General features: G+C 52.7%; 13 protein-coding genes and 1 riboswitch. All 13 genes read right to left on the bottom strand.

Annotated elements, in window-relative coordinates; translation table 11 throughout:
- Positions 1 to 31: 31 nt before the first annotated feature.
- Complete coding sequence (locus GX364_03700; GenBank protein NLI69958.1) at positions 32 to 916, bottom strand: YitT family protein; 885 nt, start codon at positions 914 to 916, stop codon at positions 32 to 34.
- A gap of 61 nt (positions 917 to 977) precedes the next feature.
- Positions 978 to 2103 (bottom strand): peptide chain release factor 2 gene (gene prfB, locus GX364_03695; protein ID NLI69957.1). Its coding sequence is split into 2 segments (ribosomal slippage): positions 978 to 2030 and positions 2032 to 2103, totalling 1125 coding nucleotides; the frame shifts between segments, so codons are not numbered across the junction.
- Positions 2104 to 2153: 50 nt separating this feature from the next.
- On the bottom strand, positions 2154 to 2435 hold the full coding sequence (locus GX364_03690; GenBank protein ID NLI69956.1) for a hypothetical protein: 282 nt from the start codon (positions 2433 to 2435) through the stop codon (positions 2154 to 2156).
- 2828 nt (positions 2436 to 5263) lie between these two features.
- Positions 5264 to 6388 carry a hypothetical protein gene (locus tag GX364_03685; GenBank protein NLI69955.1) on the bottom strand — a complete coding sequence of 375 codons (1125 nt, stop codon included), beginning with the start codon at positions 6386 to 6388 and terminating at the stop codon, positions 5264 to 5266.
- Between the two features lie 6 nt (positions 6389 to 6394).
- The gene (gene raiA / locus GX364_03680; protein NLI69954.1) at positions 6395 to 6934 is read right to left on the bottom strand and encodes a ribosome-associated translation inhibitor RaiA; all 540 of its coding nucleotides are present in this window, start codon (positions 6932 to 6934) and stop codon (positions 6395 to 6397) included.
- Positions 6935 to 7045: 111 nt separating this feature from the next.
- On the bottom strand, positions 7046 to 7765 hold the full coding sequence (locus GX364_03675; GenBank protein NLI69953.1) for a ComF family protein: 720 nt from the start codon (positions 7763 to 7765) through the stop codon (positions 7046 to 7048).
- A gap of 37 nt (positions 7766 to 7802) precedes the next feature.
- Positions 7803 to 8999, bottom strand: a complete 1197-nt coding sequence (locus GX364_03670) for a methionine adenosyltransferase (protein NLI69952.1) — start codon at positions 8997 to 8999, stop codon at positions 7803 to 7805.
- Between the two features lie 71 nt (positions 9000 to 9070).
- Positions 9071 to 9188: riboswitch (SAM riboswitch) on the bottom strand.
- A gap of 181 nt (positions 9189 to 9369) precedes the next feature.
- Positions 9370 to 9801, bottom strand: coding sequence for a 3-hydroxyacyl-ACP dehydratase FabZ (fabZ, locus tag GX364_03665; GenBank protein ID NLI69951.1), 432 nt, complete (start codon positions 9799 to 9801; stop codon positions 9370 to 9372).
- Positions 9779 to 10438, bottom strand: a complete 660-nt coding sequence (locus GX364_03660) for a phosphoribosyltransferase (protein ID NLI69950.1) — start codon at positions 10436 to 10438, stop codon at positions 9779 to 9781. Before GX364_03660 ends, fabZ begins: the two co-directional genes overlap by 23 nt.
- A gap of 175 nt (positions 10439 to 10613) precedes the next feature.
- Positions 10614 to 11369, bottom strand: a complete 756-nt coding sequence (locus tag GX364_03655; protein NLI69949.1) for an AAA family ATPase — start codon at positions 11367 to 11369, stop codon at positions 10614 to 10616.
- Positions 11370 to 11389: 20 nt separating this feature from the next.
- The gene (locus GX364_03650; GenBank protein ID NLI69948.1) at positions 11390 to 12712 is read right to left on the bottom strand and encodes a VWA domain-containing protein; all 1323 of its coding nucleotides are present in this window, start codon (positions 12710 to 12712) and stop codon (positions 11390 to 11392) included.
- A gap of 47 nt (positions 12713 to 12759) precedes the next feature.
- Positions 12760 to 13635, bottom strand: a complete 876-nt coding sequence (locus GX364_03645; protein ID NLI69947.1) for a MoxR family ATPase — start codon at positions 13633 to 13635, stop codon at positions 12760 to 12762.
- A gap of 171 nt (positions 13636 to 13806) precedes the next feature.
- Complete coding sequence (locus GX364_03640; protein ID NLI69946.1) at positions 13807 to 13971, bottom strand: hypothetical protein; 165 nt, start codon at positions 13969 to 13971, stop codon at positions 13807 to 13809.
- Between the last annotated feature and the right edge of the window lie 556 nt (positions 13972 to 14527).

The raw sequence follows: 14527 nt of genomic DNA, 5'->3' as shown, positions 1-14527 counted from the left end.
CATTATCACTTTTTGGTACTCATCTAATTTTCTATAAAACTTTACCGGTTTCCTGCTTCAGATATTCCTTTTCCTTGAAACCCTCCCCGATCGTCTCCCCGGCGTTGCCGATGATCACGAATGCCCCCGGGTCGCTCTCGTAAACAATATTTTTCAGGCGGGCCACCTGGGGACGGGTTACAACACAGAAGATCATCTCCCTTTTTTCCCCTGTGAAGCCGCCCTCGCCCTCCAGAAAAGTTACCCCGCGTTTCAGGTCTTCAAAAATCTTGCGGGTAATCATCTCCTTCTCCTTCGTGATCACCAGCGCCACCTTGACCAGGCTGAAACCATCCTGGAGAAGATCAACAAACCAGCTGCTCACAAATAAAGAAATGGTTGCATACATGGCAGTCTCCACACCGAAAACCAGGGCGGCCAGAACGATGATGAGCAGATCGGTTCCCAGCAGGCCTTGACCGAGGGATATACCCTTGACCCGGTTGAGCAGAAGTGAAGCCAGCGCGGTCCCCCCGGTGGATCCGCCAACCCCGAAAACAATCCACATGCCGAACCCGAGAAGAATTCCCCCGTAAATGGAAGCAAGCAGCAGATCGGAGGTGAACGTGGGCAGAAAAAGAAACAGTTCGGAGAACAAAGAGAACAGGATCATGCCGAGGAAGCTATTCTGTATCATTTTACGCCCCAGCAGAAAATAGGAAGAGACGAACAGAGGAATATTGGTCAGGAATATGGTCAGCCCCACGGGCACATTCCACAGGTGAAATAAAATCACGGCCAACCCGCTGGTTCCGCCGGCAGCCAGGCGGTTGGGTACAAGAAGCATATTCAGGCTCACGGCCATGATCGCTGTCCCCGCTATCAAACCGGCTATTTCCAGCAATATTCTTTTCCAACGCCGCCTGGGTTTCTTCATACCATCCCGCCGTTAAACATCTTTGGTATAGTATCTGTAATTTGGTATGAACTAACCCGCTTTATGACTTGCTGCCGGCTTTCCAGCGCAGATATCTTTCCTGGAGAAGATCGATCTCCCCGTCCATAACCTCGCCGATGTTGCCAATTTCCGTGTCGGTGCGGTGATCCTTGACCAGGGTAAAAGGATGAAAAACGTAGGAACGTATCTGGTTGCCCCAGGCAATCGATTTCTGTTCCCCCCTGATCGCTTCCAGTTCTTCCGATTGCTGCTGGCGATAAAATTCGGCCACGCGGGCCTGGAGGATACGCATGGCCTGCTGGCGGTTGCTATGCTGTGAACGATCACTCTGGCATTGGGCCACGATGCCGGTAGGCAGGTGTGTCACCCTCACCGCAGAGTCCGTGGTGTTGACATGCTGCCCCCCCGCACCCCGGGCCCTGAATGTATCCACCCGCAGCTCTTCGGCAGCAATGGCAAATTCCTCACCTTCGACTTCCGGTATAACATCGACAGATGCAAAGGAAGTATGCCTCCGCCTTGCGGCATCGAACGGGGAAATCCGCACCATGCGATGGACCCCTTTCTCTGATTGCAGCAAGCCGTAAGCATATTTCCCGTTTATGGACAGGGTTACACTCTTGATGCCGGCCTCCTCACCGGTCAGAAGATCCAGTACTTCCGCTTCCATGCCCTCCTTCTCCGCCCAGCGCATGTACATCCTCATCAGCATCTCCGCCCAGTCCTGAGACTCTGTTCCGCCGGCCCCGGGGTGAATGGATAACATCGCTTTTTTGTCATCGTAAGGAGAGGGGAAGAGCAGTTTTATCTCCAGGCCATCGAGGGTCTTTTTCAGGGCTGTTATCTGTTTTTCGGCCTCGACAAGAAGTTCTTCAATTTCCCCTGCCTCCCCACCCTCTTCAACAAGCTGCAGCAGCACCTCGGCCTCTTCTATATTTTTGCAAATAAGCTGATCCTGTTCGATATCTTCCTGCAGGGTGCTGATCTGCTGAAGAATCCCCTTTGCACTTCCGCCGTCTTCCCAGAGAGACGGATCTGCAGATTTCCGATTCAGTGTTACCAGCAGATCCTTCTTCTTTTCAAGTTCAAAGTGAATCCCTCAATTCTCCATAACGGCTGTTCAATGCCGCCAATTCTGCGGACAAATCTTTGAATATCGGCACCATTTTTTTCGCCTCCCGTTCCTGCCCATTGCCGCGGCCTTCAATCTTCGCCGCTATCCGTTCCTTCCACAGCACTTCTTGTATTTTTTACCACTGCCACAGGGGCAAGGTTCGTTCCTGCCTACTTTTTTCCCCACCTTGATCGGCTGTGGTTTCCCCTCTTCTCTATCCGGGGCATCGGCTCCCGCATCATCACGGAAACTTCCTGGCCTCGACCCACCCGCACCGGGCCGGACCTCCGTGGGTGAGGAAACGATCCTCTCCCGCCGGGGCAATCTTCCGATGCGGGTCATGAAAATCCCCCGTACAACATTTTCCTGGATCTCATTCAACATGAATTCGTAGGCCCGCGAAGCTTCGATACGGTACTCCACCAGCGGATCTCTCTGCGCATAGGCACGGTTCCCCACCTCATGACGCAGGTCGTGCATGGCATCTATATGCTCGACCCAGTGCCGATCAACAGTGCGCAGCAATACCACCCGTTCCAGTTCACGCATGCTGCCCGGCCCGAAATTGCTTTCGATCTCCTTCTCCCTGTTCTCGTAATTCCGGAGCACTCTGTCCAGCAGGTATTCCTTTGCCTGCGGCCCTTCTCTCTCCTTCAGATCCTGCAGGGAGACCGCACCGGGATACAGAAAAGTGGTCTGGGCATATCCGAGCAGTTCCCGGGCTGCCTCCTCTCCAAGGTAAGGCCTGCCGTCGCAAAAACGATCAAACGATGAAGAAACCACCTCCCGTATCATCTCCAGGATCGAATCTTTGATATTTTCTTCTTGCAATGCCCGATGCCGCGATTCATATATCACTTTTCTCTGCTCGTTCAGGACCAGGTCATACTCGAGCAGATGTTTCCTGATTTCAAAATTTCGATATTCCACCTTCTTCTGGGCATTTTCGATCGCCCGGCTGATGAGCGGATGATCTATGGGCATATCTTCTTCCATCCCCAGCCGGTCCATGATGGGGGCGATGTTACCCCCCCCGAACAGGCGCATCAGATCATCTTCCAGGGAGATGAAGAATTGCGATGAACCGGGGTCACCCTGCCTTCCCGCCCGCCCCCGCAGCTGATTGTCGATCCTCCGGCTCTCGTGTCTTTCGGTACCGATAACGTGCAGGCCGCCGAGCCTTATGACCTCCTCGTGTTCCTCCTCCCACCTCGCTTTGAATCCGGGAAGAATTTCCCGGAGGCGTGCGGCAAATTTCAGGTCATATTCCTGTGGACTTTCTTCCTCCATGGCCGCCAATTCCCTGTGTACTTTCTCCCTGGCCAGGTATTCGTAGTTTCCCCCCAGGACAATATCGGTCCCCCTTCCGGCCATGTTCGTGGAAATGGTCACCGCTCCCTTCTGCCCTGCCTGGGAGATGATCTCGGCTTCCCGCGCATGATTGACCGCATTGAGAACATTGTGCCGCACCCCGCGCCGCTTGAGCATCCGGCTGAGCCTCTCCGATTTTTCCACGGAGATGGTCCCCACCAGAAGGGGCTGCCCGGTGCTGTTGAACTCGATTATTTCCTCGACAACAGCATTGAATTTGGCTTCCTCCGTCTTGTAAATCACATCGGGATGGTCACCCCGGATCATGGGCATGTTGGTTGGAACAGTCACCACATCCATACCGTAGATATCCCGGAATTCCTTCTCCTCCGTGGCAGCAGTACCGGTCATCCCCGACAGTTTGTTGTACATCCGGAAAAAATTCTGGAAGGTGATCGAGGCCACGGTACGCGTCTCATCCTGGATGGCCACATTCTCCTTGGCCTCCAGTGCCTGGTGAAGGCCTTCCGAGTACCTTCTCCCGGGCATGAGCCGTCCCGTGAATTCATCAACGATGATCACCTGGTTGTCCTTGATCACATAATCGACATCTCTCTCGTAGAGCGAGTAACCCTTGAACAGGGCACGGATCGTGAACTCATGCTCTCCGCCCCGTTGACGGGCCATTTCTTCCTCCTCGGCCCCTTCCTCTCCTTCCCCTGACTCTTCCTCTTCCCCGCCGATTCCGGCATCCTCATCTTTGTCTTTATCCTGCCCGTAACCCAGAAATTCCTTCAGTTCCCGATCTTCCCCGGCCAGTTTGTCGTACCCCCGGGGCGATATATCGACGTTCCTGGTAATCTCATCGATACTGAAGAAAAGTTCCCCATCAAGGAGATGGAGGCTCTTCTCGGACATGAGGCGGTGTTTCACTCTTTCCACCAGTTTTTCTATGCCGGGTTCTTTCAGCATCTTCAACAACTTCTTGTTCCTGGGGGCACCGCGCCGCGCCATGAGGATCAGCTCACCGGCCTCCTCGTTCTCTCCCCTGTCCAGATGTTCCCGGGCACGGTTGAGGGCATCGTTGACCATCTGCCACTGCTTTTTCATGAGCGTGGAGACGACCTTGTTCCAGCGCTCGTAACCCTGCTCGGCCTTGATCCTGCTGCTGATGATCAACGGAGTGCGGGCTTCGTCGATGAGGATGCTGTCCACCTCGTCCACGATTGCAAAATTGAGTTCCCGCTGCATCAACTGATCCCTGTAAATGACCATGTTGTCACGCAGGTAGTCAAACCCCAATTCATTGTTGGTTCCATAGACAATGTCCGCATTGTAAGCGTTCTTCTTCTCTTCGGGATCCATATCATGAACCACCAGGCCCACCTTCAGGCCGAGCAGGCGGTAGATAGGGCCCATCCATTCACTATCACGTCTGGCCAGGTAATCGTTCACCGTCACGATATGCACCCCCCGGCCACTGATGGCATTCAGGTAGGCCGGCATCGTGGCCACCAGGGTTTTACCTTCACCGGTTTTCATCTCCGCAATACGCCCCTGATGAAGGACAATCCCCCCCAGAACCTGAACGTCGAAGGGAAACATGCCCGTGGTCCTCCCGGCGGCCTCCCTTGCCAGGGCAAAAGCTTCCGGCAGAAGATCATCCTCGGTTTCACCTCCGGCCAACCGCCTTCTGAACTCCTCCGTCCTGGCTGCCATCTCCCCGGCAGTGAGAGCGGACATCTCCTCCTTCAGGGCGTTGACCTCGGCGACCATATCCTCGAGTTTCCTTATTTCCCGGGCGTTGCTACGTCCCGCAAAACGTTTTCTGAACCAATCGATCAAATCATCTGCCCTCCACAAAAACAAAATCCAGCCGTGCAAAACAGCCGAAAAACATACTATCTTTCAAGCATTATCTCCTCGGCCAGAACCCATATTCCCCCGGAAACCAATGAATGCCCCCCCAGGACAATGGGAATGGTGCTCTCGGCTGCCGCTCTCGTGAACTCCTTCAGCCAGGGGTTTTTTATCTCTTGCCAGCGTCCCATGTCGGAGAGAAACCTCTCCTCCGCCGATAACTTCAACTTGAAATGGGCAAACAGAACCCGCGTATCAATAAATGCCACCTCTGCTACCTTTTCCAGATAGGAAAAAAATTTATTGATACCCACTTCATCTATGAGATGAGCCAGAATGGACTCCACTACCCCGGCCGATTCCCGGCCCAGGGCTTTCATCCCTCTCTCTTCCGAGAATATCCGCAAGCGCAACTGGAGATTGCAATTCAGATGCGCGATAAGCGGGGCCCCGACCCTGCCGATCAGTACTGTCTCGCGGTAATAACCGCGCAACACCTCCTTGGCCCTCTCCAGCAATTCAAAGTCCAGTGGAAGAGCCTCCAGAGCCTCCCGGGCCCGTTCCCCGGCAAAAGGGCTGCCCCCCAGTATCAGATAATCAGTCGGCGTATCCAGATCAAAGAGAATCCCCGCCGTGTAGGGCACAAGCTCCATTTCCAGCCCGGCCTGGTCTCGCAACGATATCGCCAGTGAATTGTCATCGGGCGGCGGCTCGATGCTGTTGATGGCTTCGGCAGGGGAGAAAGCCACAAGATCCGAAGATTGTGGATTGTTGGTGAGCACGGCATTGCGGCGAAACAACAGGGAAGAGGCAATCCCCCCGATTTCGTCCTCCCCGAGCAACGGAAAACCGGCTCCGCCGATGTAAAACACGCGGCGGGGCCTGTATCTGGAAATCACTTCTTTGAGTTCCCGCCCGAAATGAAAATCATTTCCCTTCACTTCATGAATTTTCACCTTGTCCAGACCCATTTTTTCGACCTCGACGATCAAATGGGTATAGTTGGTGACAAAGATAACTTCATGAAGCGCATCCACCTTCACCATCTTCTGCAGGTTATCAAGAAGGACGGCATCGCGGACCCTGACCAACATTTTTTCAATATCGCTTGCCGGGTAACCCCCTTCAAAAACAGCTGCGGTAACACCATCATCGATTATGTTCATATCTCTTCAAAATTCCGGTTCGATCAGCCCGTAATTGCCATCCTTCCGGCGGTAGAGGACACTGATAGCATCGGTCTCCGCACTGTTGAACACAAAAAAATCATGGCTGAGAAGATTCATCTGCAAAATAGCTTCCTCGACAGGCATGGGCTTGAGAATAAACTGTTTGGTTCTGACTATCCTGGGTTCGTCTTCCTCTTTATCCTTATCTTCGCTTTGAAGCATCAATTGCTCATTCAACTGGCGGTCTCCCAGGCGCAGACGGCGTTTCAATTTTTTACGGTACTTGATCACCTGTTTTTCAAGTTTATCCACGACCAGATCGATGGATGCGTACATATCATCGGTGGTCTCCTCCGAGCGCAGGATCAGACTGTTGAAAAGCACCGTTACCTCGACCGTATGTTCCTGCCGGGTGATGGAAAAAACAACCTGGGTTTCCGTATTATCCTCAAAAAATTTGTACAGCTTGGACAATTTTTTTTCCGCATATTCTTCCAAAGCCGGGGTAACATCAATATTTTTCCCTCTGATATAAATTTTCATATGGCTCTTACCCCCTTCAAAATATAATTCTTGCTTAACAATACTATTCCCCAAATACCGGAAAAATCCTGCTCAATTCCGGGTAGCCGGAACAGGTAAAACACCGTTCCCCTACCATTCGGTTTTTCTTTGAATCGCTGCCACCGCGCCAACAATCTCCCCGGCCCCTGCCGTCGCCAGCACCCTTGAGGCCTCCCTCATGGTCGATCCCGTGGTGAAGATATCATCGACAAGCAGGATCCTCTTCCCCTGCAGCCGGGCTCCTTCAATGCAGGAAAACGCACCCTTGACATTCTCCCTTCTTTCTTTCCGGGACAGGGAGGTTTGCGGCAATGTGCTACGTACCCTGGCCAGAAGCGGTATGTAAGGGATGCCCAGTTCACTTCCCACCCTTCGGGCCAGAAGAGCCGCCTGGTTGTATCCCCTCTCCCTCTTTTTTGCAGGGAAAAGTGGAATTGCCGTTACCAGTTCCGGTGCAGGCCACTCCTCGAGGCCCTGCAACGATTCCCCCAGCAACCTGCCGATGTTGCGGGCCAGATAAGGCTTGTCCCCGTATTTCAGATCCAGCAACAGTTTTCTCCATGCTCCCTCGTACCAGGCCAGCCCGTAAAGTCCTCCGGGCAACAGGCCATCCCGGCCACAGCGGCAAGGCAATTTACTGGTCCCGCTGCTATTACATTTCAGGCAATATCGACCTGCAAGTTTCACTTCCGGAAGACAGGAACTGCAGAACGGGAAACTTGCTGCACCGGGGCTTATCCGTACCCGGCAGAGAAGGCAGGCCGGGGGGAAAAATAAATCCAGAAAACTTTCCAACCAGGTGGCCGGCATCCTTGAAGGCTCCTTTTTGCCCTGCTGGCAATTGCAATTACAGACCGACTTCTTTCCTGATGACAGCAGCTTTGTCCGTTTTCTCCCAGGGAAGATCCAATTCCGGGCGTCCAAAATGGCCATAGGCAGCCAGGCTTTGATAGATAGGATTCTTCAGGTTCAAGTGGTCGATTATGGCCCCGGGCCTCAAATCAAAATGTTCCCGTATCATGGCCTCGATTTTTCTTTCGGAAATCCTGTTGGTTCCAAAAGTATCCACGGACATGGAAACGGGCCTGGCCACTCCGATGGCATAGGCCACCTGGATTTCACACCTGTCAGCCAACCCGGCTGCCACGATGTTCTTGGCGATATAGCGTGCAGCATACGCTCCCGAACGGTCGACCTTGGTCGGATCCTTGCCCGAGAAGGCCCCCCCGCCATGGCGGGCATGACCACCATATGTATCCACGATGATTTTCCGTCCCGTCAACCCGGCATCACCAAGAGGCCCGCCGACCACGAATCGACCCGTCGGGTTGACCAGAATACGAGTACGTTCATCGATCAGTCCCGGGGGCACGATCTCCCCGATCACATCGTTCAGGATGTCCTCGTAAATCCGGCCCGACTCGATATCATCCCGATGTTGTGCTGCCACCACGATGGTATCTACCCGGAGAGGTTTATCACCTTCATATTCAACCGTAACCTGGGTCTTGCCATCGGGCCTGAGGTATTTTATAATCCTCTCCCTGCGGACCAGAGCCAGTCTCTGGGCCAGTTTGTGGGCCAGGGCGATGGGCAGGGGCATCAATTCCGGAGTTTCGTTGCAAGCAAAGCCGAATACCATCCCCTGATCACCGGCCCCGAACCTGTCGTATTCATTCTCCCCGTCCTGCTCGAGTTTGTATTCCCGGGACTTGTTCACCCCGATGGCTATATCCGGCGATTGCTCGTCTATTGAACAGAGCACCGCGCATGTGTCCCCGTCAAAACCATATTTGGCACGCGTGTAGCCAACCTCTTTGATCTTGTTCCGGACAATACGGGGAATATCGACATAACATCTGGTGGTTATTTCCCCGCTTATCAGAGCCAACCCGGTGGTAACAAGGGTTTCTACCGCCACCCTCCCATTTTCATCATCCTTGAGAATGGCATCCAGAATGGCATCGGAAATCTGGTCGGCGACCTTGTCGGGATGTCCTTCCGTGACCGATTCCGAGGTAAATAATCTACGTTCTTCGTTCATCTTCTTCCCTCCCAGGTTGGAATTTGTGCAAAATAAAAACCTCTCATCAGCTCAAAGAGGTTGCACATAACCTCTTATCTAACGGGGGCCCCGGTTGCAGAAAGGCCTCCACGGGAATTGGCACCATTGGCAGTGAAGCCTGGTTGCCGGGATTCATCGGGCCCGTCCCTCCTCCACTCTGGATAAGAGTAAATATATTGTGATTTTGTATCAAATCATATCGTATAAAAATTTTAAAGTCAATGTAGATAAACCGTTCTTCCCTGAAAAACGGGGTCGTTGACCGTTCCATCCGGAACAGGATCGGAAGGCATCTGGCAAAACAACACCGCACGATTATCAGAACAATGTCGCTATTACCGACCCGCCATCATTCCATAACCGCAAACATGATCTGTCCCCCCGAAACCACCTTGCCATCCACAGTGATTTCACCCTGGGCTTTCCCGGCACCCTTCCTCATTCCGAGAACCTCCAACCGCATGATCATCTGATCCCCGGGGCGTACCACTCCACGGAAACGAAATTTGTCAATTCCGGCAAAAAGGATCAATCTGTTCCTGTACTCCGGTTGTACCAGAAGGGTCACCGCCCCCACCTGGGCCAGAGCTTCTGCCTGGAGAACCCCCGGCATGATGGGGTCTCCGGGAAAATGCCCCTGGAAAAAAGGCTCGTTGATGCTGACATTTTTCAAGCCTGTCGCCTTCTCCCCCGGAACAATCTCCAGGATCCTGTCAACCAGCAGAAACGGATAACGATGCGGGATCATCCCCAGAATTTCATCGATGTTCAATTCCGCCATCTGTCTTCCCCCATATCTCATTCAATATCCTTGTGACCTCGTCGTCTTCCACCTGTTCAAAACGGCTGTAAAACTGCCCCACGGCCGAAAAATGCGGAGGCGCTGCCAGATGGAACAACCTGTCCACCTCCGCTTCCAGGCGATAAATTGTATCCGGCGGACCGACCGGAACGGCAAGGACAATCTCACCCGTGCCACTCTCGCGTAACCCCTTGAGCGCGGCCAACAGGGTAGAGCCGGTGGCCACCCCATCATCGACCAGGATAATCTGCCTTCCCGCCAATCGGGGCAGGGGCCTCTCCCCCCTGTACACCTCGAGGCGCCTCCTGATTTCTTCCTGTTCCCTGGCCGCCTCCCTCTCGATATAGGTGGAAGAGATGCCCAACCCCGAAACAACCTCGTGGTTAAGCGTGATACTGCCGTCAGCAGAAACGGCACCCACGGCCAGTTCGGGTTGGGTCGGCGCCCCTATCTTGCGCGTGATGTACAGATCCAGTTCCCCTCCCAACCGCTCCCACAGAAAACGGGCAACAACCACACCGCCCCGGGGCACACCGAGGATCAGAGGATTGTACCAACCATGAGGCAACATCTTTGCCGCCAGTTGCTTACCGGCATCCTCCCGGTCCACGAACATTCTGCTTCCCCCTTGCGGCCCTGTCCGGCCCAAAATTATACACTTTGACTCGGGATCCATACCCCCACATGTTGAAGCCCGTGCCACCCATGGCCATGATTGAACGCGACTCCTGTACATCCTTCATCCCGATTCCGGTTATGCAGTCCCCCCGGAAAACAAAGCATGGCTCATCCTAAAACCCCAGCTTGCGGAACAATCCCTCCGAAGCTTTCAAGGACACGGAATCGGCGGGAAGATCCACCAGCGCACGGCCTTCAAGATCATACTGGGGAATCAGGCTGTCATAGGGAACCACTCCCAGCAAGGTCAAGCCTGTCCTGTCAATCTCGCCTTTCAATGTAGCCAACTGTTCATCGTCTCCGCGAGATACGATCAGAAATGTCTTGCCTATGTCAATTTTGACCCTTTCGGCTATCTCCCTTACCCTGCCGGCCGATCTAATGCCCCTGACGGTGGCATCACTGACAATCAACAGATAATCCATCGACGGAATAACCTTCCGGCTGAGATGTTCCAGTCCCGCCTCGTTGTCGGTAACCATGTAATCATAATTTTTGGCCATTCTTTCAAGATATTTGCTCAGCAGGTCCAGGGGAAAACAGTAACATCCCGGCCCCTGCGGGTTCCCCATGACCAGAAGGTCATAGGCATCCATCTCCACTATCGCCCTGCTGATGCCATATTGCACGAACATATCCTTGGTCATCCCTGCAGGCACGGCCTTGGGATCCTTGATAGAATCCAGAATATCGCTGATCGTCTCTTCTACCTCCAGCCCGAGCACCTCGTTGAGATTGGCATTGGCATCGGCATCGACAGCAAATATGGATTTGCCGGGATGGTTTTTGGCCAGATATTGTATCAGTAGTGCTGAAAGCGTCGTTTTCCCGGTTCCCCCTTTCCCGGCTATGGCAATCTTTACAGTCATGACAAGATCTCCTCCTTCTCCTAGATTATTTTTTTCTCGACGATTCTCTCCAGATCAATAAGCCGATTGCAGGGAAACATACGCGTAACCCTGCCAAAAGATTGGACAGAACGAAACCGCTCCCATTCAGGCTTGGGAAGCGTATTCAGCCAGATAACATCTTTGACCTTCGCCTTCAAGGCGTTCACATTTTCCAGAGCATGCTGCAAAGAGGTAGTCTTGGTATCGCTGATTATCAACACGATCGTGCGGGGAGTCAACAGGCTTTCATATCTGCACAGAATCCCATCCAGAGCCACCCCGAGTCTTGTGCCCCCACCCCACTGTTTATTGTCTTTCATGACTTCCCGTATCGTCTCCTCAAAGGAGAGGCCCCGGGCCAGGAATGGCGTGATCCTTTCCAGCCCCTCGGCAAATACAAAACTCTCTATATCCCCAACCACGGCATTCAGGCCATAGATAAACGGAAGAATGAAACCCGTATAGCGGATCATGGAACCTGAAACATCACACAGAAGCAGAAGTCGTAATTTATGCTTTTTCCTTTGGACATATTTCAATTCGTAAATATAACCGCCATGGCTCATATTATTCCTCATTGTCCGGCGCGGGTCAAACCGCCACCGCTGTCCGCCCATCTTGTAACGGCGAGAAAGCGAAACGGCGAGTTTGCGTGACATCTTGCGCATGATCTCGGTGGCGGCAGCCACATCCTTCCCGGAAATCATACTCATGTCCTGCATCTTCAACCCTGTCGAACTGCCCTCCCCCGAAGCAGCCAGAGCCCAATCCCGGCAAGAATCACCGGTAACCGCGGGCGGCCTCTGCATCGACAATCCATGGCGGCTTCGCCAGTAACGAAGCGAACCCTTGACAATCGATTCCAGCATGGGTTTGAAGGTTGGGCTGATCTTGTTCCCCTCTTCCGTTTCCCTGACAAAATGCCTTATCCTGGCCCTCTCTTTTTCAGGCAAAGCAGAAAAAACAACTTTCTCTGATTCCTCCAGATCCAGCTGTTCCCCCATAAAAACCAATTCCTCATCGGCCTGGTCCAGATACCTCTGGTACCTCTTCTCCAGCTTCTTACCCTGATGCCACTGTTCCGCAGCCTCACCCGGCGAGGCAAAATAATGTTCAAAATTCCGCTCAAAAAGATCAAAATCGGCAGCCTTCTTGACCATGGTTGCCCTGAGGGCAGCTTTGAACTTGCGCCGGTCATCCAGCCCGGTGATCATGATTGCCTCCAGCGCATCCAGAAGTTCAGCGGTTCCGATCAGTACCCCCTGCCTGCGAAGCAAGGAGGCAAAATTAACGATATGTATCTCAAAACTGTTCTTGACCATCCCGTCCCCCGCGCCTGTCCGGCACCCCCTTCAGAACAAACAACTGTTCAGGATCGTTCACCCACCCTGCGCCAGAGCATCTCCACATCCACTTCTTCCTTGAAGATCTGCTGGTCCCGCTTGGACTTCAACAGCACCCCCAATGAATTCTGTATCAGGGTGGCATCCAGACGATCATGTCCCAGCGAAACCAGGGCCCTTGCCCAGTCAATTGTTTCAGCAATGGAAGGTTTCTTCTGGATATGCCCATTTTCCCGCAGGACACTGATCGTTCGGGCGATTTCCTCGGCCAACCTCCCCCTCGCTTCCGGAACCCTCCTGTTGATGATCTTGATCTCCCTTTCCACACTGGGGAAATCAAGATAGAGATAGATACAGCGCCTCCTCAACCCATCAGAAAGCTCCCGTTCACTGTTACTGGTCAGCACGACGATCGGTATTTGCCGGGCTTTGATCGTGCCCAATTCGGGAATCGATACCTGGAAATCGGATAAAACCTCGAACAAAAACGCCTCGAATTCATGGTCGCATTTGTCAACCTCATCGATGAGCAGTACCGCCTTTTCGGTAGATCTGATTGCCTTCAAAAGGGGTCTCTGCAACAGATAATCCATGGTAAACAGATCCGCGGTGTCCAGATCCTGCACACCCAGTTCCTTGCTCATCTGTATGGCCAGCAATTGCTTCTGATAATTCCATTCGTAGAGTGCCTTGTTCTCATCAAGACCCTCGTAGCACTGCAACCGGATCAGTTCGGCTCCAAAAACCTCTGCCAGAGCCTTGCCCATCTCTGTTTTTCCCACCCCAGGCGCACCTTCTATCAGCAAAGGCTTCTGCAGCCTCAGGGCCAGAAAGACAGTAAAAATATTTTCTTCTTCACCGATATAATTGATTTCTTCCAGGCGGCGGTACAAGCCCCGCATATCCAACTGCAAACAAATGCACCCCTTTCTTCAATATGATAACATCTTCCTTGTATTAAAACCAATAAAATATACTAAATTACCATTATTCGAAATTATCCCCCTTCAGCAAACAGGCGGGAAATTCCCCGCCAATAAAATTTTTTCATTGTATATCCATCATGTGTCATTTTACCGGACAATTTTCTCACCACGGCGTTCTCTTTCATTTTCTATCTGTTCATCGATATCAATTATCCTCGTCAGAACCGTGGCTTTTTCCAGCCCCCGAGCCAGCATATACTCGCGTAGCAAATTATCGCGCAGTCGTCCAAGGTTGGTGATCAGTTCTGCCATCCATCTTCCCCCTTCCGCTGTTAATTGGCTTCAGGACATATTCTGTGCCAATCGTTCCCAAAAAATTCAAGGGAACCATCACCAACCCCTGGCACCTTCAGCATGGGCTTGCCGGACAGTCAGTTTTTTTTGACTCTCGAAAACCATGGGCAACGGGACGGGGAAAAACAAAACCAGGAACCAGTTTAGGCAGGTGGTAAGTGGTGTTCGAGGAGGGGATTCTTCGGTCGCCTGCGGTTTCCTGTGAATGACAGGTAGTGCGGTTTTTTACTACGGTGCGCAATGAAGAATGCTTTTACGTTGCCATTCAGAGCAAGCGGTTTCTCGCAAATACACAAGCACTATGCCCTAGGGGGAAAGTAATGCTAAAATGCCAACCTGAATTGGTAGGCATAGCACAGCGTGGAATCTTTTTTTATATGTTGGCTTGGCGACTGGGCCGTTCATGGGCCATAGCAAAAGAACGGTTCAGGCTCGGGCTCAACGGGAACACCTCCAATCTTCACGTCCTGTGAAGTATCCGGCTGCCGACATCACGTCGGCAGTCCCGTTTCGC

The organism is Bacillota bacterium, from assembly GCA_012518215.1.
GTDB lineage: Bacteria > Bacillota > Dethiobacteria > DTU022 > PWGO01 > JAAYSV01.
This window is presented reverse-complemented; position numbering and strand designations above follow the sequence as displayed.

What these genes read in the sequence shown, in the direction of transcription:
- GX364_03675 (NLI69953.1), bottom strand. Translation starts at nt 7,765, where the DNA reads ATGCCGGCCACCTGGTTGGAAAGTTTTCTGGATTTATTTTTCCCCCCG.
- GX364_03670 (NLI69952.1), bottom strand. Translation starts at nt 8,999, where the DNA reads ATGAACGAAGAACGTAGATTATTTACCTCGGAATCGGTCACGGAAGGA.
- GX364_03690 (NLI69956.1), bottom strand. Translation starts at nt 2,435, where the DNA reads ATGTTGAATGAGATCCAGGAAAATGTTGTACGGGGGATTTTCATGACC.
- fabZ (NLI69951.1), bottom strand. Translation starts at nt 9,801, where the DNA reads ATGGCGGAATTGAACATCGATGAAATTCTGGGGATGATCCCGCATCGT.
- GX364_03650 (NLI69948.1), bottom strand. Translation starts at nt 12,712, where the DNA reads ATGGTCAAGAACAGTTTTGAGATACATATCGTTAATTTTGCCTCCTTG.
- raiA (NLI69954.1), bottom strand. Translation starts at nt 6,934, where the DNA reads ATGAAAATTTATATCAGAGGGAAAAATATTGATGTTACCCCGGCTTTG.
- GX364_03700 (NLI69958.1), bottom strand. Translation starts at nt 916, where the DNA reads ATGAAGAAACCCAGGCGGCGTTGGAAAAGAATATTGCTGGAAATAGCC.
- GX364_03640 (NLI69946.1), bottom strand. Translation starts at nt 13,971, where the DNA reads ATGGCAGAACTGATCACCAACCTTGGACGACTGCGCGATAATTTGCTA.
- GX364_03660 (NLI69950.1), bottom strand. Translation starts at nt 10,438, where the DNA reads ATGTTCGTGGACCGGGAGGATGCCGGTAAGCAACTGGCGGCAAAGATG.
- GX364_03655 (NLI69949.1), bottom strand. Translation starts at nt 11,369, where the DNA reads ATGACTGTAAAGATTGCCATAGCCGGGAAAGGGGGAACCGGGAAAACG.
- GX364_03645 (NLI69947.1), bottom strand. Translation starts at nt 13,635, where the DNA reads ATGCGGGGCTTGTACCGCCGCCTGGAAGAAATCAATTATATCGGTGAA.
- GX364_03685 (NLI69955.1), bottom strand. Translation starts at nt 6,388, where the DNA reads ATGAACATAATCGATGATGGTGTTACCGCAGCTGTTTTTGAAGGGGGT.